The organism is Pseudomonas sp. IT-P218 (assembly GCF_949767605.1).
Classification (GTDB): Bacteria; Pseudomonadota; Gammaproteobacteria; order Pseudomonadales; family Pseudomonadaceae; genus Aquipseudomonas; species Aquipseudomonas putida_AE.
In genome coordinates, this window is the sequence record NZ_CATKQQ010000033.1 from 136537 (window position 1) to 157013 (window position 20477).

Genomic DNA, 20477 nt, shown 5'->3' on the forward strand with positions numbered 1-20477 from the left:
GCCCTCTCTTGTTGTTATTGATTGCACTGACTCAGACCCGCTGAACCAGCTGCAGCGACTCTTGCGTAGTGGTCGGGCGCTGCTGGGGAGCGCCCAATGCGGCGCGATCAGCGTTCTGCGTGGTGTTGGTCAGGTCGGTATGGCCCTTATAGAGGCGCTTGAGCGGCAACAGGAAGTACGCCAGCGCCGGCAAGAGCACCAGCGCGCCCACCATGTTCCACAGGAACATGAACGCCAGCAGAATGCCCATGTCAGCCTGGAACTTGATCGGCGAAAACGCCCACGTGCCCACGCCGATAGCGAGGGTTATGCCGGTCAGCATCACCACCTTGCCGGTGGATACCAGCGCGCGGTAATACGCCTGGGACAGGCTTTCGCCCTGGCGCATGTGGCCGAGCAGAATGCTCATTACGTACAGTGCGTAATCCACGCCAATGCCCACGCCCAGGGCGATCACTGGCAAGGTGGAGACTTTCACGCCGATGTTCAGCCACACCATCAAGGCCTCGCAAAGCACCGAGGTGAGCATCAGTGGAATGACCGCGCACACCGTTGCGCGCCAGGAGCGGAAGGTGATCAGGCACAGCACGATGACCGCACCGTAAACCCAGAACAGCATCTCGCGGTTGGCCTGTTTGACCACGATATTGGTGGCAGCCTCGATACCGGCGTTGCCAGCGGCGAGGAGAAACTGCACCTCTTCGGTGTTGTTGGCGGCGGCGAACTGCTCCACGTGCTCGACCACACGCGACAGGGTTGCGGCCTTATGGTCCGAAAGGTAGGCGTACAGGGTCAGCAGGCTGCAGTCTTCGTTGTACAACCCACGTGGCGCGCTGGCGGTGATCATGTTGAGCATCGCCTGGTTATTTTGCAGCTCGTACCATTTCGGGCTGCCCTCACTCATGCCGACCAACATGCGGCGGTTCATCAGGGCCAGCGAGTTGGTGGCGTCCACCCCCGGCAAGGCACGAAGTTGCCAGTCCAGGGAATCGACCTTGTTAAGAATGTCGTACCGCGCGCAGGCACCGGGCGGGGTTTTCACCATGACCGCAAACAGGTCACTGCTGGCCCCGTAACTGCGCGTCATGAAGGCATCGTCCTGGTTGTAGCGCGAGTCTGGACGCAGCTCCGGCGCGCCGACGTTGAGGTCACCAATGCTCAGTTGCAGGCTGACGACAAACCCCAGCGCAGCGAGTGCCAGACTGACTCCAATGCATAGAGTTGCCCAACGACGTTGCGTGAACAAATCGAGGAATCGCCAAAAATAATGGCGGCTCTGCCCGGCGCTTTCGGCCTGCTCGCTTTTCAGGCTCAGCGTTGCGGCGCGGCCACTTACGCCCACGTAGGACAGCAGCACCGGCAACAGGATGAGGTTAGTGAAAATAAGCACGGCCACGCCGATGCTGGCGATCACAGCGAGGTCTTGGATGACCTGGATTTTGATGATCATCAGCACGGCGAAGCCGACCGCATCGCACAGCAGGGCCGTGAGTCCCGCGAGGAAAAGACGACGGAACGTAAACCGGGCAGCCACGACACGGTGCATGCCGCGACCGATGTCCTGCATGATGCCGTTCATTTTCTGCGCGCCGTGGCTCATCCCGATGGCGAACACCAGAAACGGCACGAGTACCGAATAAGGGTCGAGTTGGTAGCCAATCAGCGGCAACAACCCCAATTGCCAGACCACGGCGATCAGTGAGCACAGCACCACCAGCAACGTGCTGCGCACGCAGCGGGTATACCAGTAAAGCACCACCGTGGTGATAAAAATGGCCATCGCAAAGAACAGCACAATCTGCTGCAGACCTGCGATCAGGTCGCCGACTTTCTTGGCAAACCCCGTGATGTGGATCTCGACATTGGCGCTCTGAAATTCGCTGCGCAGCGACTCAAGGCGCTGGGAAAGCGCTGAGTAATCGAGTGGTTGGCCATCCGGTGTGGAGGCCAGCAGAGGGACGTAGATGATGCTGGAGGACTGGTCAAAGGCAACCAACTGACCAATCTCGTTGGACTGCTGCACGTTGCGCCGCAAGGCAGCAAGGCTTGCTGGGCTGCCATCGTAGTCATCGGGAATGACCGGGCCGCCGTCCAACCCTTCTTCCGTTACCGCCACCCAGCGGGTAGCCGGCGTCCACAGCGACTTCATGAATGCGCGATCAACACCTGGCAGCAGATAAATCTTGTCGCTCAAGGCTTGCAGGGTTTGTAGGTAGTCAGGGTCGTAAATGTCGCCTTTCTTGTTTGCCACCGCAATGCGCAAGGCATTGCCCAGACCGCTGAGTTCCTGTTGGTGCTTCAGGTAGTTGGCGATATAGGGATGATGCGTGGGAATCATCTTTTCAAAGCTGGCGTTGAGTTCAACGCGGCTGCATTGATAGCCGAGCATCAGGGTGGTCAGCAGGCACAACAGCAACACCCAGAACCGATGGTTGAACAGCGCCCGCTCAACGATAGAGCCAGAGCGAGAATCAAACTGCGCAGTGCTGGGTTGGCCTTTAGCCACAGTGGTACCAAAAACGTTCATAGCCTCACTCCGAAACAACACTGGCTGGCAGCGGCACGCGTGTAAGCCCGCTAAATCCTGCGACGACCAGGCTTCCATCACTTGCCTGGATCAGGCCTGCCACCGGCAGACTCAATGGTTTGCTCAACACCCGCAGCGTGTCGCCGCTGTGCTCGTCGCTGAGAAACAAACCGCCTCCTTGATTGACGAACAGCACCTGGCCGCTGGCTAGAACCGCAGCGTCGCTAAAGGAGATGGGTAAACGGACTTCGAGCGGTTGGAAGGTGTCGCCGCCGTCATGGCTGATAAAGGCATTGCCCTTTAGCCCCGCCACCAGCAGCGCGCCGTCGGCTCGGCTTCGTGCAACAAACAAGCTGCCTTCATAGGGGCTTTGCACCTGCACAAACGAGGCTGCGTCGTCGTCCGAACGGGCGAGAAACCCTTGCTCGCCGGCGACAAACCAGCGCGGCCCTTGCTGGCTAATGGCGTATAGATGCAGGTTCATCGGGTTATCGATATGGCCCATGGCCGACGTCCAGGTCGCACCGCCATCAACGGTTTGCAGCGCCAAACCAAACGCACCGACAACCAAACCGCGCCGGGCATCAACAAAGTTCAACGCCAGAAACGGCTTGTCCGCGCCATCCGCCACCAGCCGCTCGGCACTGGCAACGCGGGCTTCGGCCGCAGCGGCATCGGCGGCGGCCTGTTCATCGCGCGCCGCTGCCAGCTCGATCTGCGCGGCACGGTTACCGTCAAGCTGCACCGTCCAGTGTTCGCCCGCATCGGTTGTCGCCAACACCACACCTGCATGGCCAACCGCCCAACCACGATGGTCGTCTACAAACTGCACCGCGCTGAGCGTGACCGATACCGGCACCTCGGCCTGGCGCCAACTTTTCCCGTCATCGTCGGACAGCATCACAATGCCTCGTTCCCCGACAGCAACTATCCTCGCACCGGCACGCGCCAGATCGATCAGCACCTTTTTTTGCGTTGGCGCAACACGCATCGCCGGTGTGTCCAGCGGCGCGCCGACTGCCGCGCTTTGTGCCATCGCGCACCCAGCACTGAAAGACAACGCCACAGCGAGTAGCAGCGAGTACCTTTGACAAATTCTATTCATTACCTACCTCGGCCAATCTGCTCTCCGATGTGCTAACAGGCGGGCACGCAAAGCGCCCGCCTGCTGTTTCTGCCTTTCAGGCGTTAACGCACACCCTGCCCTGCCATCGCGGCAGGAGAAAACTCAGATTTTTTGTAGCGATCAACAATTGAGTACTGCGAGTTTTTACCGCTGAAGATGCTTTGTGCGAACCAGGTGCCGGAGGTCAGGTCGTAGAAACCCGAGGTCAATTGTGTAAGGGCCGGAAGATCAGGCATCACAACGGGCAACGACCATAGGCTTTTGGCCAACTGCCCATTGGCATCCCAACGATCGCCCAACATGGCCTGCCAAGTGTCCTCGTCGAGGTAATAGCGCCCCTTTGGAAGCTGGTGACGTTTGCCCGGAGCCAGATTGGATTCCACCACCCAGACACGGTGCAGTTCCCAACGCACGTAATCAGGATTCAAATGGTTTTTAAGTAGCAGGTCCTCGGGCTTTTGTGCGGTCAGTGTTTTGTTGGCGTTGTAGGGGATATACAGCTCTTTTTTACCCACCAGTTTCCAGTTAAAACGATCGAGACGCCCCTGGTACACACTGAGCTCGTCAAACGACATGACCCCGGCGGTTGCGGGTGTCGGCGTGTCGCAGCAGGCATTGGGCAACTTGCGCACACGGCGCTGACCGGTGAGGTAAACCTGCGACTGCGATTTGTCGCCATTGAGGTTGGAGCGCCCCATTACTTGCTCACCCGCACGCAGCGGTGGGCCTACGTTAAGCAGGCGGAACAGCCAGTAATCGCCGTCAAACGTATCGGCGGAACCTTCCTGGTAGTAATACGGCATCTCCTGAATGGCCAGGCCGTCGGTGGTCATGACTTGGTTGCCGTCGGCCGTCATCAGGTAGTGGCGAAAATCCAGGGCAATGGAAGTGCCCCGCCAGTTGAGCAGGTGGTTCCACATCGCCTCGTCGCCGCTATGTGGCACCGGGAACGGGATACCACCAAACGCGCCCTGCGGAATCGGGCCGGCACTGCTGTCCACCAGCTTGGCATTGGTCGCGTTCTTCAGGGTGTTGTCATACACCCATTGTGGGGCCGCAGCAGTGCGGTGGGTGGTGTAGACATCCAGGCGATACGTTTGCGGGTAACGCTTGAGCATCTCCTTGGTGCCATCACTCAACTTGTCGGCATACTTGTCCATGTTGGCCGCGTTAATACTGTACAACGGCTTTTCGGCGGCAAAGGGGTCGCCGCGCTTACCCCCAGGCTTGAATGCCGGGTCTACCTTCGTGTAGCCACCGTCCCACGCCGGGATGGTGCCAGCGGCATTGCCTGCCTTTTCGGCGCCAAACGGCGTCAGGGTTTTGCCCAGAGCGGCGGCTTCTTCGGGGGTGGCGGCACCGAGGGCAAACGGCGCAACAGCGGCCAGCACGGCCAGGCACAAGGCCTTGAGAGTGAACTGAGTAGTCATGCGCAAGTCCTTTTCAGAAGGTTGTCTTGATCGAGAAAGCCACGTAGTCACGGTCTTTCAGCGATTGTTTGTAGTTGAACTGGCTGGCCGCGTTGAGGCTGGTGTCATCGGCACCGTAGTAGTGCGTGTAGGTGAGCCCCGCTGTCACGCGGTCCAGATAGGTGGCGGTAATACCCACGTTGAAGTCGCCGCCCTTGTCCGGCCCGAAGGAGCTGACAACCGCCGATTTGCCCATCGGAAAGTAGCTCAGGCCAACCGGAACGCTGATGTCTACACCGGAGAAAAACTGCCGATAGGTCGGGGTGTAAACCAGCCTGAAGCCGACCGCGTCATCGGTAGCACCGGGGTCCAGCGCTTCGCGGTTTTTGCTGACGTGCAACAAACGGTTCCAGGCAATTTCGCCTACGAGCCCGGATTCCTGAGCGATGAAGTTCGGGCCCAATGAGGCCAGTACGTTGAGGTTAACGTGGGCTGTACGCCCTACCGCGTAAAGGGCGTCGTCGTTGTTGTCTGCTTCCACCCCCGGAAGGATGGTCACTCCGTTCGATACCAACGGCATGTTCCAGCGCATCGAGGCTTCACCGGCGAAGCTGTACTCCTCGACAGTGGTCGAAAAACTCGCACCGAAGGCGCGGATGTCTTCGGGATACGCCCAGTAGTACTCACCCACTTTGCCGGTACTGAAATCCGGCGCACCGGCGACCGGTTTCAGATACAGCTTGGGTGTCTTGTCGTGGTACTGCATGGCATAGACGCCGTACTCAACTGACTCGCCGCTGAACTTGAGCTGCAAGCCGCCCTGTCCCGAGCTTCGCGCGTCCTTGTCTTTGCCATGGTAAAACGCCGCCGGGCTATCAGGGTTGCCACCGAGAAAAGACGGGAACGGTGCACCGACAATCAGGCGCTCATTACCTTCGCCAATAATGTCACTACTGGAGAAGTAACTGCCGGCACCTGGCAGCCGTGTCTCCTCCCATTCGAGCTGATAGAACGCGCCCAGGGACACGTCCTCGCTCAACTGAAAGGTGGTCGACAACTGATTGATCGGGCGCGTGATTTCTTTGAACTGGGTGTTGGGCACGGACTGCGCCTTGACGACATCGACTGGTGCCATACCACCTGCAATGCCATTCGCGCCGAAGAACAAGCTCTCGCCCCAGATCAAACCGTGGCGCCCAGCGCGCACTGACAAGGAGCGGTCTGCGACCTCGCCGTTCCAATACACAAACGCGTCGAGCAACTCACCATCGCCGCCATGCAGCTTGCGGGTGTCGTTGGTGAATTCGTCGTAGCTCACCGAACGTGCGTTGGCGCGGCCGGGATCGTCGTTGTCGTTGTCTTCCTGGTAAACGGTGTCGTACCAGCCCGCACCGCTGATGCGCGCGCCGACGTTTTGAAAGGAGATGTCCAGCTCGGAAAGGACATCCAGGCGATTGGAGATCAAGCCCTTGTCGAATGCTCGATCACCGTCATCCTGATTGAGTGCCACCTGGCGCTCGCTGAGCTTGCTGCTGGCATCCTGAGTACGCCAGGCAGTGCTGTATTTCAGCGTGTTGTCCCAGCGCAAACTCAAATCCGGGCTGCCCGTATCGATCTGAAACGCCATCGCCGTTGGCGCGCCAATTACCAAGGCAGCGGCTAAGGTCAGGCGATGGGGTGCACGCCGCGAAACGGCGATCTTGCGACTAGCCATTTGAAGTAACCCTCTTATTGTTTTTGTGTGGCGGATCTTCTACATGACCGTCCCGACAGCAGCAGTGAGCCGCAGCCGGGATGGCAAATGTTACTAAGCCAAACCGTCCGCGCGCTCTGGGCGGGTATCGCAATCTGATGGGGTAGGCAGCGCATCCGCGCAATTGTCGAAGCAGGCTGATAGAGCTGCGACAATGGTGGTACGCCCTGGGGTGGCGTCGGTGAGCCGCTTTGCTGCTCCACTACGTTTTCTTTGCGCGCTCTGGTTCATGATTCCTCTCACTTTTTATTTTTATTGGCCGGCTAACGCTGGGTCACTTGAGGCTTATGGATGCCTGCCAGTTGAGTCAGCTGCTGCCGCGTGTCGCTACTTTCCGACTAAAGCGCAAATTTTACTAATGGCAGGTAGGCATACGATGTATCGCTGCCGCAAATGGCTGGTCTAAGCCATTGAAATGGCGCGCTGGTCACTTCCAGCACCCGCTTGCCCCAAATGATGCCTGCGCCATACCGGGGTGAATTTCGCCGAAACGGGTGTCCTAGAGGTACACACCGAGCCAACCGGGAAGACTCGGGCCAGGCGCTCAGCACCCAGACCTACCCTGATCGGCAGACCAAACACGCTTAGCGGGTTGCTTTAAATACAACCCGAAACGAAGTTATTTTTCGTAAACAATCGGCGGCTTCGCCCAGGTAAAAAACCGCTGGCAAGACAAAAATGCCGAACCCTTGGTCCGGCATTTTGCTCAGCAAGAATGAGTCAGGCATGCATTGCGTGCACACCTGCGCGCAGCCCTTTAAGCAGCACTGAAGGTTCGATGGGGATCGATGACAAATTTCTTGGGTACGCCAGCATCGAACTCGCTATAGCCCTTGGGTGCATCGTCCAGGCTGATGACCTGCACGCCCACTACGTCGGCGATATTGATACGGTCCCACATGATGGCCTGCATCAAGGCGCGGTTGTACTTCATCACCGGCGTCTGGCCGGTATGGAAGCTGTGAGACTTGGCCCAGCCAAGGCCGAAGCGAATACTCAGCGCGCCTATCTTGGCCGCGGCATCTACAGCGCCCGGATCCTCGGTTACGTAGAGCCCTGGAATGCCAATCTTGCCGGCGACCCGGGTGACCTGCATCAGCGAATTGAGTACGGTTGCCGGTGCCTCTTGCTGCACACCTGAATGGCCATGGCCGCGTGCCTCGAACCCCACCGCATCCACAGCACAATCAACTTCCGGCTCGCCCAACAGCGCGGCAATCTGTTCGTGCAAAGGCGTATCCAGAGACAAGTCTACAACCTCGAAACCCTGCGCTTTGGCGTGCACCAGCCGAACCGGATTCACGTCACCGACGATCACCACAGCCGCGCCGAGCAAGCGCGCCGAGGCTGCAGCCGCCAGGCCGACTGGTCCTGCACCAGCCACATACACCGTACTACCCGGTCCTACGCCAGCCGTCACGGCGCCGTGGTAGCCCGTCGGCAGGATGTCGGAAAGACAGGTCAGATCCCGAATCTTCTCCATAGCCTTGTCGCGGTCGGGCAACTTCAGAAGATTGAAGTCGGCATACGGCACCATCGCGTAATCGGCCTGACCACCCGTCCAGTCCCCCATGTCGACATAACCGTAAGCGCCGCCAGCGCGCGCCGGATTCACCGTCAGGCAGACGCCGGTGTGTTGCTCTTTGCAAGAGCGGCAGCGCCCACACGCCACGTTGAACGGTACGGAGACCAGATCACCGATCTTGAGGTTCTCGACATCACTGCCCTTTTCAATCACCTCACCGGTGATTTCGTGACCCAGCACCAAGCCCGTTTGCGCCGTTGTGCGGCCACGCACCATGTGTTGATCAGAACCGCAGATGTTGGTGGAAACCACCTTGAGGATCACGGCATGTTCAATTTTGCGGCCACGAGGATCTTGCATTTTCGGGTAGGGAATTTTCTGCACCTCGACCTTGCCAGCGCCCAGATACACCACACCACGATTGTCGTTCATATTCTTGCTTCCTCTTGTTGTTTTACTCGTATGGGATCGGCGCAACAGCGTGCGGGGTAGTGATAACCGCGGCGGCCGTTGGCGCCGTTGACTCCAGCACTGGCAACCTCGCATGGGACTGACGTTCGGACAAATTGCCGCTTGGAATGTCAGCTATCGCGCACAGCCATACCGGCCAGGGACCCGACCAGCCGCGGCATCAAGGTGCGTTTCACCCCGCAGCAAGGGCATGAATTTTAGGCATTGGCAGGCAGCAATATTTTTCACTACCAAGCGGAGGTCTCGCTCCGTACTGTGCAGCTGAAGTACAACAACAAGGCGCACACCATGTCCCGCATTCACGTCAGTTGCAAAACCTTGTTCACCGGGCTGGAAGACGATGCTCGTAGCGACCAAGCCCTGGTGATTGAAAACGGCTCATTCATCTATGTGGGGCCGCAAAGCGCAGCCCCATCGCCAGAAGCCGGCGATGAAATTATCGACGCCGGCGACCACTTCGTGATGCCCGGCCTGGTGGATGTTCACACCCACCTGGTGTTCGGCAACGCGAAGAGCGAAGAAGACGTCGACCTGTTTGTATCACCGGAATTTCGCGCCCTGCGGGGCCTGTTTTTTACCCAGCACGTACTTGCTGCCGGCTATACCTCGGTGGTGGTGCCCGGTGACGCCGGCCAATGCAGCATTGCGGTACGCAATGCCATCAACGCCGGCATGTTCAAAGGGCCGAGAATTGCTGCGAGCAGCAATGTGATCGCCAACCGCCAGAGCCTGAACGATTGGTTCCCGACCTGGGTGGGTACGCCGGATTATTTCACCGGCCGCCTGTGCGAAACCCGTGACGAGCAGATTGCCGAAGTACGCCGCCAGGCCAAGGACGGTGTCGACCTGATCAAAATAAGCATGGATGGCCCGCACATGCGCGAGAACGGCGAACATATCGCCGCATTCACTCAGGATGAAACCACCGCCATGGTGGCCGAAGCGCACCGACTGGGAAAAAAGGTTGCGGTACATGCCTACGGCCGCGAGGCGGTGATGTATGCCGCGACGGCTGGCGTGGACGTGATTTTCCATGCGTTTTTTCTCGACGATGCCTGTATCCAGGCCATCCTCAAGTCCGGCTCGCACATTGCCCCGACCTTCACCATGCTCGCCAACAATGTCGAGTTTGCCGAAGCCTACGAGCCCTCCATCAAATCCGGCTACAGCGCCATGCAGCAACGCGTGATCGATAACGGTTGCCGCAACCTGCGCAAAGCCCGCGAGGCCGGCGTGCCCTTCATGACCGGCAGCGACGCCGGCTTCGCCATTACGCCGTACGGCGAATGGCACGCTAGAGAAATCGAAATAATGGTGGACTGGCTGGGCTTCAGCCCGGCGCAAGCGCTGCGGGCTGCCACCTCGGTATCCGCGAAAATGATGCCGGCCACACAGAAAGTCGGCGCCCTGGAAGCGGGACGCCGGGCCGATTTTATTTTTATCGAAGGCTCGCCTTTGCAGAATGTTTCGATCCTTCAGGAACGCGAAAAAATCCGAGGTGTGTTCCTGGGAGGCGAACGTGTTCATACACAAGTGCCAGGTTACGACCCCTACCGCGTCAGCGATTTCAACACGGTGAAATGGTCGGAACTGCATACCCGCAAACGCGCCGTCGACATGGGCAAACGCCCCGCCCCCACCCACCTGCCGAAGGCCTCCGTATGAGCAAACTGACCCTCGCCCAAGCCACCACCCTTGTTGATGCGGCCTTAGCTGAAGCGCGGCTTCGCGAGCTGCAACCCCTGTGCGTTGCGGTGCTCGATGCAGGCGGTCATGTGCTAGCCCTGAAGCGCGATGAACGCGCTAGCCTGTTGCGCCCGCAAATCGCCCACGGCAAGGCGGCATCCGTGCTTGGCATGGGCTTTGGCGGCCGCGAACTGGCGCGGCGTGCAGCGCTTATGCCGGTATTCTTCAACGCCTTGAGCGATCTGGCCGGCGGCAACATGGTGCCGGTTCCCGGTGGTGTGCTGATACGCGATGCCGACGGCGAAATCATCGGCGCCGTTGGTATCAGTGGCGACACCTCTGACAACGATGAGCGCTGTGCATTAGCCGGCGTACAGGCCGCCGGATTGATCGCCGACTGCGGCAGCAGCGAGTAAGCGCAAGAACATTTCTCTTTCACTCACCGGAGGTACTGTTTGCATGAATCAACAGCTTATTCAGGAAATCATCGAGGCTGAGGGCCAGCGTCGCGCCGCGCTGATCGCCAATGACCATGAGGCCATCAATCGCCTGTTCACTGATGACCTCGTGTACGTGCACACCACCGGCATGGTGCACGACAAAACCGAATATCTGGCCTATGCCCGCAACGTGGTGCGCTACCTCAACGTAGAGCGTGGTGCATTGGAAGTGCGGGTACACGGCGACGTGGCGGTGATGACGGGCTACCAGATCAACACCTTGCAAAAGCGCGGCGAAGACACGCCGGTTCGTGGTGAAGGTTTTGTCACCCAAGTCTGGCTCAAAGGCTCCGACGGCTGGCAGATCACTTCGTTCCATGGCAGCCGCCTGCCGCAGTGACCAAGACGCCGCACCGCGCCAAACGCACGCATAATAAAAACGATGAGGAGGTTCCATGACCCTGATTGCCACTGACACAACGGACGACGAAGCCGGGTTTATCAAACCCAATTACCCGCGTAATTGCTGGTGGGTTGCCACCACCTCCAAACAGCTGGGTCGCGAACCGCTGGCCTTGACGATGCTCAACACCAAGGTGGTGCTGTTTCGCAAGGAAGACGGCACCGTGGCCGTGCTGGAAGACCGCTGCCCCCACCGCTGGGCCCCGCTGTCTTCGGGTAAAGTGGTGGGCGACACAATCCAATGTGGCTACCACGGTTTCACGTTCGACGCGGCCGGAACCTGCGTAAAAATTCCCTCGCAGGCGCAAATCCCCGGCCGCTGCAAGGTCCGCGCGTATACCGCCGTCGACAAGCCGCCTTTTGTGTGGGTATGGATGGGCGACCCGGAAAAGATCGTACAAGGCCCGCCTGCGGACGCTGAGTGGCCAGCCGATCCCAACTACTCCTCCTGGAGCGGTGAAACGTTGGCGCATGGCAACTACATGCTGCTTAAAGAGAACGTGCTGGACCTGACCCACTTCGGTTATGTACACGCCACATCATTCAAGATTCTCGATTGGGTTGGCGCGCCGACAGTGACAGTTACAGAAGACCAGGTGAGCTTTCGACAAGAATTCAAAGACTGCAACCTGCCGCCCATGTTTGCGGAAGTCACGGCAATTGGCATGCAGAGAAAGGTCAATCGGTACAACTACGGCAGCTACGTGTCGCCTGCGTTGAACGTGGCCACCCTGGATATCGAAGACCTGAACGCCGCGCCAGGTCAACGCACGCATTTCAAGTTCCGTGTGGCGCACGTCACCACGCCAGAAACACCGACGCGCTTTCGTTATCTGTGGTTCGGCGGGTTCGACATTCCCAACATGGACCCCACCACCCTGAGCATGTGCAAGACGCTGACCGAGGTTGGTTTTGCCGAAGACAAGGCCATTATCGAGGCGGTGCACCGCAACATCATGGAAGATCCCCGTCACCTCGATTACCCGGAGATCATCGTGGGCACCGACCAAGCCGCCATTCAGGCACGGCGAAAACTACAGGCACAGCTGGACAAGGAGAAGAGCGATTAGGCCAGTAGACCGGCCATTCTCGCGACCGCGCGGCACTCTCCACTGGTGCCGCTTTCTAGCCGTTGGCCACCTGCGCCAGCAATTGGCGAAACCAGATTAACGACGGGTCGGCATCCTGGTAAGCATGCCATTGAACCACCTGCAAGGTCGGCGGCATTTCCAACGGTGGCGCCAGCAAGCGCAGGGGAAAGCGCCGTGCATACAAAAGCGCCAGGCGGCTGTGCAGCGTGGCGATACAGTCGCTACCCACCACGAATTCGGGCATCAGCCCGAACTGGTCAACCGCCACGCTTACCCGTCGTTCAAGGCCGCGACTGGCAAAAAATTCAGACTCCATGCTGCTGTGCAGCACCGCGCCGGCTTCGCGCACCACATGCGGCAGCGCCAGATACTGCTGCACCGTCAGGCTATCACCTACCCCACTATTCCCAACGCTGACGATAGTGGTGAAGCCATCTTCAAACAGCGGCTCCTGCGGGTGACGCGTTGAGCGATGCGCGTGGGGAATGATCACCAGATCGCAACTGCGGTGCTCCAGCACGTTATCGGCCAGCCAGCCAGGCTCCTGGCTTTTTTGCGGCAACAAGGTTTCCACGCTCAGATTTATGCCCGGCGCAATCTGCGCCAAACGTCGCTGCACTTGCGGCAGCAGCACCGCAATCACGTAATCCGAGGCCATGATGCGAAACCGCCGGGTTGAGCATTGCGGTTCAAACTGCGCATTGGCAAACGCAATGTGCCGCGCGCTTTCCAGAACCTGGCTGATTTGCGGATAAAGCCGTTGAGTCAAGGCGGTCGGCAGCATCTTGCCGCCCACAAGCGCAAACAGCGGATCGTCGAAATGCTCGCGCAAGCGGCCCAGCGCGGCGCTCACCGCTGACTGGGTCAAATGCAGGCGCGATGCTGCGCGGGTCACATGCTGCTCGATGAACAACGCATCCAGCACCGCCAGCAGATTCAGGTCCAACCCATAATAGCGCATCGGTCCAGCCTTCCTGTGAGGGTTCAGAACATACCGGGGTCGGCTCTATTGGCCACGCAAGCTGACCAGACAATTCAATAGAGCGACCACGTCCTAGAGGTGACAGGCCGCCCGGCCGGCACCCATTGCGCGCTCTGCTGCAACAGGCGCGGGCGAACGAAGGCGTACTTGCGTCACACCCGTGCCAGCTCATCCGCCTGCTGCGGCCATTGTTACGCCATCTCGTCGCAGCGCTGTTCGGCCGTTTTATCCAGCTGAGCCACCGTGTCGTCGTTGACGCTGTCCAGATGTACCCCAAGCGAGCCATGCACACGGGTCTGGTACAACAGCAACGCCTCGACATCAATGCTCGGGCGGTGCTCGTTCTAATTATTATTCGGCGAGCAGCGCGTCAGGCCTGAAAGTGCCCGACGGCAGCATTCAATTCGGCGCCCACGCGTTGCAGCTCGGCGACAGTTTGCTCCAGATGCTGGCTTTCGCGCGTGTTGCTCTGAGCAACCTCACGCACAGCCTGCACGCTGGCGCGCACCTGGGCGGCGACCACGCTTTGCTGCTGGGCAACCTCGGCAATCTGCTGGTTCATCTGCTCGACGCTCGAGACTGCCCGGGTAATGCGTGACAGCGCCTGCGAGGCGTGGCCGGCCAGTGCCACGGTCTCGTCCGTGAGATTGCGGCTACCCTTCATGCGTTCATCCACTTGTTGGGCCACCGTCCGCAATCGCGCAATAAGCCCCTCGATTTCCAACGTGGATTTTTGCGTCCGCTGGGCGAGTCCGCGCACCTCGTCCGCAACCACCACGAACCCACGGCCATGCTCTCCAGCACGCGCTGCTTCAATCGCCGCGTTGAGCGCCAACAGATTGGTTTGTTCAGCCACCGACTTGATCACATCCAGTACGCCGCCGATGGCAGAGCTCTCGTGCAGCAGCGATTGCATGGCCTCTGAACACCCGACCATTTCCAGCACCAGACTGTCGATCTTGCAGCCCGCCAGGCGCACCCACTCATCGCCTTCACGCGCCTGGCAGTCAGCCTGAGCCATGGCCATGCTGGCTTCACCGGCATTGCGCGCCACCCCGGCAGCGGTGGTAATCATGTGTTGCATGGCGTCGGCCGCCCGCGCTGTTTCGTGCAACTGCTGCTCCACGCCCTGGCTGTTGCGCGTGGTCATCGTAGCCATATTGGCGGCGGTGACATTCAGTTGCCCAACACCCTGGCCGATGCGCCCGACCAGGCTGCGCAAATTACTCAGCATGGTTTCGACCGTTACCAGCAATTGGCCTAACTCGTCCTGGCGTTTAGGATTGCTCTGCGCGCTCGCTATGTCGCCTGCCGCTGCGCGTTGCGTGAGCTGCACAACAATGCTCAAGGGAAGCACGATGCTACGCCTGATCAGCACGCCAGCGCCGACGCCCAACGCCAGGGCCGCCAGGGTAATCAGTGCCAATTGCCGATAGGCGCTCTGGCTGTCGATGCCGATGGCCAGGCTTTGTTGCTGGCTGGCCTTGGCAAGCAGATCGCCGACACGCTGCGTCTGCGTGCTCATGGCCGCCAGTGCCTGAGCGCTTTGTGTCCGGCTCTCGACGAACCGCTCAAAAGCCTTGCGATAGTCCACCAAGGCGGCACTGGCAGCGCTTAGCGAATCAAGTTCCGTGTCACTCAGATTGGTGGATTGCGCCTGCATCGCAGAGGTCAGGTCGCTGACGCTCAGTTCCCAATCGCTGCGGTAACGGTCGTCGCCATCCATCGTGTAATAGAGTTCACTGTCTCTGAGTTTGCCCAGCTTCTCGCGCAGGTCTGCGGCCTGTTCCAGCTTTGCCATTTGCTCGGCGGTCGGCGCCTGCCCTGCCTCTATCACGGCATTGATTGCGTCCAGCTGGTCGAGGAACACCCCGGAAAAACTCAACCCCGCCGCTTGCGCCCGCTCCTGCATACGCAAGCGCTCATCGCGCGCCGAGCGCAACGATTGGGCATACCGCACGAAGGCTTCCAGATAGGCGTTGGCACCTGCCTGAATGGCGGATTGGTCTGCCGAATCAGCCGACTGGGTCTGCGCTGCTTTTCTCAGTTCTGCCACGGCATCGCTCACGCGCGCGGCCACTTGCGCGTTCAAGGTGAGGGCGAATTCCTTTTCATCGATGCGCGCTTGCAGAATCAGCGCCTGCGTAGCGGCTTGATCGCGTAGTTGCTCACTGCGAGCCTTGAGTAAAGTCAACGAATAAGAGGCGGCCAACGCCACGCCAAGGGTAAACACCAACACCAAACCGAAGCCCAAGGACAACTTGGTACCAACGGACACGTTGGCTAACACGCGCGAGATAGAGGACATGACGGATACAACTCGATAGTGAGCAAGGGGCACGCAAAGCGAGGCGCAATTCGCACCTAGCACAAATGGCCAAGCTGTAATGCGGTAGCCGCTGTGCAAACAATTGCTGGCGGGGTGAGCGTTGGGGAGGGAGTTGTGTCGGTCATAGCGGCGGCCTTTTTTATTGTTATCCGCGCCCGTGGCATCACCACGCTGGACGCAGTTCGCAGGGTGCAACGCTAAAGCGGCGGCGTCGCTAACTCCAATCGATTATGAGGCGAGCAGGTATCGCTCGTGGCGATACCTGATTCTTTCGTTGGAAAATCAGCCGCTGCCGCGACCAGCGACTTTGGAGTTTGGCTAATAAGAGCATCTATCCGTTTTTTCGGCGTAATGCGCATATCAGGTCTACATCCGCCTCGTTAACATCCTCGCCACAACAATAACGAGGTAACTACGATGCTTAATTATTCCGAGAACTGGCGTGCAGGCAAACGAGTGGCTGTGGTGGGTGCAGGGCCCGGTGGGGTTTCTGCGGCACTGGCCCTGCACAAATTAGGTTACGACGTGCGGGTTTTCGAGAGGAACGCCGAACCCAAACCCATCGGCGGTGCGGTGCTGTTGGCCGTGCCGGTACTGGCAGTGCTGCGCTACTACGGTGTCGACATGGAGAACTTTGGCTCGTTTACCATCACCGAATTTCGTAACAACAAAGACCGCCTGCGCGCTCGACTGTCCTTCAATGCGTCGGTAGAAAAGTCATTCGGCATCAAGGGCTGGCACTACGGCATGTTGCGTTCCAATGCCTTCGCTCGAATGATGGAGTTAATGCCCGATGGCATGCTGGTGCCCGATTCGGATTTCGACAGTTATGTCGAGCAGCCAGACAGCGTGCTGGTCAATTTTAAAAACGGTACCCAGGTAGAGGCCGATATCCTGGTGGGTGCCGACGGCATTCGGTCCGGCGTTTCAAAACAGGCCTTTGGCGACCTCGGACTGTTCCACGTGGGCTTGCGCGCTTGGCTGGCGTGGTGCGACCCCCTAGAAGGCATTCCTGCCAACACCGGCAGAATCATTCACTCACGAAAGTACCAAGCCAGCTTTTTTCCGATGCTGCACGACGGCAAGCCAGGTTATGAATGGTGGATTGTTGAACCTTCCAAAGAGGGCGCCCCGGTGCCTACTGATGTCAAAGCGCATGTTGCCAATATTCTCAAAGACTTCCCGGACCCGCTGCCGCGTTTCCTCAATGCCACCGACATGACAACGCAAATTTTCAAATGGGAAATCTACAACCGGCCCTCGTTGGAGAAATGGAGCACGGGGCGCGTCGTTTGCCTGGGCGATGCCGTCCACCCGGTCTCGCCATACGCGGCCTACGGCATGGGCATGGCCATTGAAGACGGCTACTTTCTGGCCCGTGCCCTTGGCAGGTGTAACCTGCGCGATATGCCCAAAGTCACCCAAGCCTTTTCGGTGTTCGAGAACGAGCGCGTGGCCTACGTGAACCACAACGTGGAATTCGCCAGAAAGCTGGGTAACGTATTCCATCAACTGCCGTATCCACTGGCAAAACTCAGGGACTTTGTGTTCGACCACACCAAATTCTTGCACAACATGATTAGCAAGGACTACCTGAGCGAAGCCGAGAAAATGTCGTTGTCGTTGCAGGAGCTGCACCAGAAAACGTGATGCTCTAAACGCACCTTGGCCGAAACGTCCAGCTCAATGCAATACGCATCACAACGTATTGCCATGGATGCCACGCTCAGTTCGAAGCGGGTGGGTCGTACTCGTTTACGAAGCCGACCTGGGTCTGCATCCGGCCCAGCAGATTTACCAAGGTGTCGATCTCCGTGCGGGTAAAATCGCTCAGCAGGCGTCGCTCTCGCTCCAGTGCCACCTTTAGGACACGGTCATGCAGGGCCCTGCCCTCGGCCGTCAGACTGACCGTGTAGCGGCGTGCATCCTGACTGTCGACCTCGCCGCAAATGTGTCCCGCCTTTTCCAGCGTCTGCAGCGAGCGGCTGACCGCGCTCTTGTCCAGCCCGATCACCTGGCAAATGCGATTAGCGGTGATTTTGTCTTCCACCGCGAGCAAGGCGAGCAATCGCCACTCCACTACACCAATACCGAAATGCTTGCGGTAACTGATTGAAGCACCCGTGGCCAGCTTGTTGGCCAAAAAGGTGAGCATGGCTGGAACGTAGCGTTTGAGGTCTAGTTTTTCGATGTCCGTCATAGTGGGTGCCTGGCTTGTCTGCCTTAAAAGATGATAAACGGCACCACCAAACTGGTTGACACCGCAACTAAATGATTGGATTCTACATCCAGCCGGGCCCTGCGTGGACTGCTCGCATCATAGGCGACAGCCGCCCCAAAAAAATAAATAACAGGTAGCTCCACATGAACCGTATCAGGTCGCAACGCCTTTCAGCAGTCACCAGTCTGCGCTGAAGCGAGCGCGCTCGCTCACCAATTTCTATCCGGTTTTATTTGCAGCCACTTCAGTGTGGAGGGTCATTCCATGCTCCAGGTTTTAGTCAATCGCAAAGCGGTCGTGGCCGACGGCATTTGCAGTTTCGAAATGCGACTGGCCAGCGGCGAGCCATTGCCGGCATTTACCGCTGGCGCCCACGTGGATGTGTATTTGCCCTCGGGCGAGGTGCGCCAATACTCGTTGTGCAATGCCCCGGAAGAACGGCACCGCTACTTAATCGGCGTGTTGAAAGATCCACACTCGCGCGGCGGCTCCAAGTCAATGCACGAGCGGGTGGAACAAGGGCAAACGCTGCAAATCAGCGTGCCACGCAATCTGTTCCCGCTCGCCATCGAAGGCAAGCGTCACCTGCTGATCGCAGGCGGAATTGGCATTACGCCGATGATGGCCATGGCCCAGGAGCTTCATCGCCAAGGCGCCGACTTCGAGCTGCATTACTGCTTCCGCTCGCGCGATCGCGCCGCGTTTCTCGACTGGCTGGAAAACGCCGCGTTCGCCGAACGCGTGAGCCTGCACGATGACAGCAGCGCACCCCCTACCCACCTCGATGCCGGCGTCCTTCTGCAAAACCCTGAAGCCGGCCAGCACCTGTATGTGTGTGGTCCGGGCGGGTTTATGGATTACATCCTCACCAGCGCCGCAGCAGCAGGCTGGCCGCAGGCGCAGGTACACCGCGAGTTTTTCGCGTCAGCCCCTATCGACCACGACGGCGACCAGCCCTTCGAAGTCGAGCTCGCCCAATCCGGCCAGCTTTTTCAGATTCCCGCCGACCGCTCGGTGTTCGAGGTGCTGGATGAAGCAGGCATCGCGATTGAAACCTCCTGCGAGCAGGGCATTTGCGGTTCCTGCATTACCCGAGTGCTGCACGGCACACCGGACCATCGCGACCAGTTCATGACTGACGCCGAGCACGCCCGCAACGATCAATTCACCCCGTGCTGCTCACGCGCCAAAAGCCCGCGCCTGGTGCTGGATCTCTGAACTCAACTTTCACCCCTATCGATTGTCAGGAGAACAACATGACTGTTTCGAATAGCGAATCCCTTGCCTACAACGTAGCTGCAACGGCGCCGGTACCGACTTTTCCGTTAGACCAGTGGTACGTCGCCGCGTTGGCCTGGCAACTCACCGACAAGCCTGTCGGCCGCACCTTGCTGAATAATCCTGTCGTGCTGTTTCGCACACCGGACGGCCAGGTTGCGGCGCTTGAAGACCGTTGCTGCCATCGCGCGCTGCCGCTTTCCAACGGCACGCTGGATGAGCGCGGCCTGCGCTGCGGCTATCACGGCCTGCTGTTCAACGGGGAGGGCAAATGCATTGAAATCCCGGGGCAGGACAAAATCCCCGGAAAGGCCAAAGTGCAGGCGTACCACGTGCGCGAGCGAGATCAGATTGTGTGGATCTGGTTCGGCAGCAGCGCGCACCCGGAACCCAATTGCGAACCGCCGGCCTACGACGTGCACAGCAGCGGCAAATACATCTTTGATGGCGACGTGTACCACTACGACGCGCCGTACCAGCTTATTCACGACAACCTGATGGACCTTAGCCATCTGGGCTACGTGCACCTGCGCACCATTGGCGGCAACGCCAGCATTCACATGAACGCCGAAATGAAGGTGGAGAGTGACGAACGCACAGTGACGGTCAGGCGTTACATGCCAGGCTCGGTACCGCCCCCCACTTACGTGGCGGCTTATCCGTTCAAGGACAAGGTCGATCGCTGGCAGGAAATCGAATTTCACGTCAGCCACCTGCGTATATGGACCGGTGCGGTGGATGCCAATACCGAGTCGCTGAGCGACCCTGAGCGCGGCGGCTTCCACATGCGCGGTTTCCATGGCGTAACGCCAGAGACCGAGAGCACTAGCCATTATTTCTGGACCATCGCCACCAATCCGCAAACGGACCACGAGGCGGTCAAAGCCAAGGTCGTCGAACAAACCGCGCTGACCTTCGACGAAGACAAAGTAATCATCGAAGCGCAGTACCAAAACATGTGTCGCTTCGACACGCCCCCCATGATCGACATTCATGTGGATGTGGGCGCCAACCGTGCGCGCAAGATAATTGAACAACTTCGCCACTCCGCCCGTTGAGTGCACAGCAGCTGCCTTGTCCTGGCAGGGGTCAGATGGCTGTTTTTATTCTGCAACAGTCGCTACCTATAAGCAATTTGGCGAGGGACAGCGACACCTAGTCGAGAACCAAGGGTCGC

General features: G+C 59.0%; 15 protein-coding genes and 1 pseudogene. 7 read left to right on the top strand and 9 right to left on the bottom strand.

Annotation, left to right across the window (positions count from 1 at the left end; translation table 11 throughout):
* Positions 1–31: 31 nt before the first annotated feature.
* From ACM6I6_RS18295 to fdhA, 5 genes are all read right to left on the bottom strand, one after another.
* Positions 32–2527 (bottom strand): efflux RND transporter permease subunit, encoded by a 2496-nt coding sequence (locus ACM6I6_RS18295; RefSeq protein ID WP_414920395.1) that lies wholly within the window; start codon positions 2525–2527, stop codon positions 32–34.
* 4 nt (positions 2528–2531) lie between these two features.
* Positions 2532–3632 (bottom strand): WD40/YVTN/BNR-like repeat-containing protein, encoded by a 1101-nt coding sequence (locus ACM6I6_RS18300; RefSeq protein ID WP_414920396.1) that lies wholly within the window; start codon positions 3630–3632, stop codon positions 2532–2534.
* Positions 3633–3715: 83 nt separating this feature from the next.
* Complete coding sequence (locus ACM6I6_RS18305) at positions 3716–5083, bottom strand: DUF1329 domain-containing protein (RefSeq protein WP_414920397.1); 1368 nt, start codon at positions 5081–5083, stop codon at positions 3716–3718.
* A 13-nt stretch (positions 5084–5096) separates the two neighbouring features.
* Positions 5097–6776: a DUF1302 domain-containing protein gene (locus ACM6I6_RS18310; RefSeq protein WP_414920398.1), complete on the bottom strand. Its 1680-nt coding sequence runs from the start codon at positions 6774–6776 to the stop codon at positions 5097–5099.
* A 796-nt stretch (positions 6777–7572) separates the two neighbouring features.
* A complete protein-coding gene (gene fdhA / locus ACM6I6_RS18315; protein WP_414920399.1) occupies positions 7573–8772 on the bottom strand; it encodes a formaldehyde dehydrogenase, glutathione-independent in 1200 nt (399 codons plus the stop codon).
* A 327-nt stretch (positions 8773–9099) separates the two neighbouring features.
* Between fdhA and ACM6I6_RS18320 the strand changes: the two genes are divergently transcribed.
* Genes ACM6I6_RS18320 through ACM6I6_RS18335 form a run of 4 tightly spaced genes read left to right on the top strand, consistent with a single transcriptional unit; the run spans position 9100 to position 12469 of the window.
* Positions 9100–10476, top strand: a complete 1377-nt coding sequence (locus tag ACM6I6_RS18320) for an amidohydrolase family protein (RefSeq protein ID WP_414920400.1) — start codon at positions 9100–9102, stop codon at positions 10474–10476.
* A complete protein-coding gene (locus ACM6I6_RS18325) occupies positions 10473–10913 on the top strand; it encodes a GlcG/HbpS family heme-binding protein (RefSeq protein ID WP_414920401.1) in 441 nt (146 codons plus the stop codon). The genes ACM6I6_RS18320 and ACM6I6_RS18325 overlap by 4 nt, the downstream gene beginning before the upstream one ends.
* Before the next feature lie 43 nt (positions 10914–10956).
* On the top strand, positions 10957–11337 hold the full coding sequence (locus ACM6I6_RS18330; RefSeq protein WP_414920402.1) for a nuclear transport factor 2 family protein: 381 nt from the start codon (positions 10957–10959) through the stop codon (positions 11335–11337).
* Positions 11338–11392: 55 nt separating this feature from the next.
* Positions 11393–12469, top strand: coding sequence for a Rieske 2Fe-2S domain-containing protein (locus ACM6I6_RS18335; RefSeq protein ID WP_414920403.1), 1077 nt, complete (start codon positions 11393–11395; stop codon positions 12467–12469).
* 55 nt (positions 12470–12524) lie between these two features.
* Here the strand turns inward: ACM6I6_RS18335 and ACM6I6_RS18340 are convergent, their stop codons facing one another.
* The 3 genes and pseudogenes from ACM6I6_RS18340 to ACM6I6_RS18350 form a co-directional block, all read right to left on the bottom strand.
* Positions 12525–13451: a LysR family transcriptional regulator gene (locus ACM6I6_RS18340; protein WP_414920404.1), complete on the bottom strand. Its 927-nt coding sequence runs from the start codon at positions 13449–13451 to the stop codon at positions 12525–12527.
* A gap of 391 nt (positions 13452–13842) precedes the next feature.
* Positions 13843–14388, bottom strand: a complete 546-nt coding sequence (locus tag ACM6I6_RS18345; protein WP_414920595.1) for a methyl-accepting chemotaxis protein — start codon at positions 14386–14388, stop codon at positions 13843–13845.
* A 312-nt stretch (positions 14389–14700) separates the two neighbouring features.
* Positions 14701–15780: pseudogene (locus ACM6I6_RS18350) on the bottom strand (methyl-accepting chemotaxis protein); the annotation flags it as partial.
* A 438-nt stretch (positions 15781–16218) separates the two neighbouring features.
* On the opposite strand from ACM6I6_RS18350, the gene ACM6I6_RS18355 reads away from it, so the two are divergent.
* On the top strand, positions 16219–17451 hold the full coding sequence (locus ACM6I6_RS18355; protein WP_414920405.1) for an FAD-dependent oxidoreductase: 1233 nt from the start codon (positions 16219–16221) through the stop codon (positions 17449–17451).
* Positions 17452–17527: 76 nt separating this feature from the next.
* Here ACM6I6_RS18355 and ACM6I6_RS18360 read toward each other — a convergent pair whose 3' ends face one another.
* Positions 17528–18001: a MarR family winged helix-turn-helix transcriptional regulator gene (locus ACM6I6_RS18360; protein WP_414920406.1), complete on the bottom strand. Its 474-nt coding sequence runs from the start codon at positions 17999–18001 to the stop codon at positions 17528–17530.
* A gap of 285 nt (positions 18002–18286) precedes the next feature.
* Between ACM6I6_RS18360 and ACM6I6_RS18365 the strand changes: the two genes are divergently transcribed.
* Both ACM6I6_RS18365 and ACM6I6_RS18370 read left to right on the top strand, forming a co-directional pair.
* On the top strand, positions 18287–19240 hold the full coding sequence (locus ACM6I6_RS18365; protein ID WP_414920407.1) for a PDR/VanB family oxidoreductase: 954 nt from the start codon (positions 18287–18289) through the stop codon (positions 19238–19240).
* Between the two features lie 38 nt (positions 19241–19278).
* Positions 19279–20358: a Rieske 2Fe-2S domain-containing protein gene (locus ACM6I6_RS18370; RefSeq protein WP_414920408.1), complete on the top strand. Its 1080-nt coding sequence runs from the start codon at positions 19279–19281 to the stop codon at positions 20356–20358.
* Positions 20359–20477 lie beyond the last annotated feature (119 nt).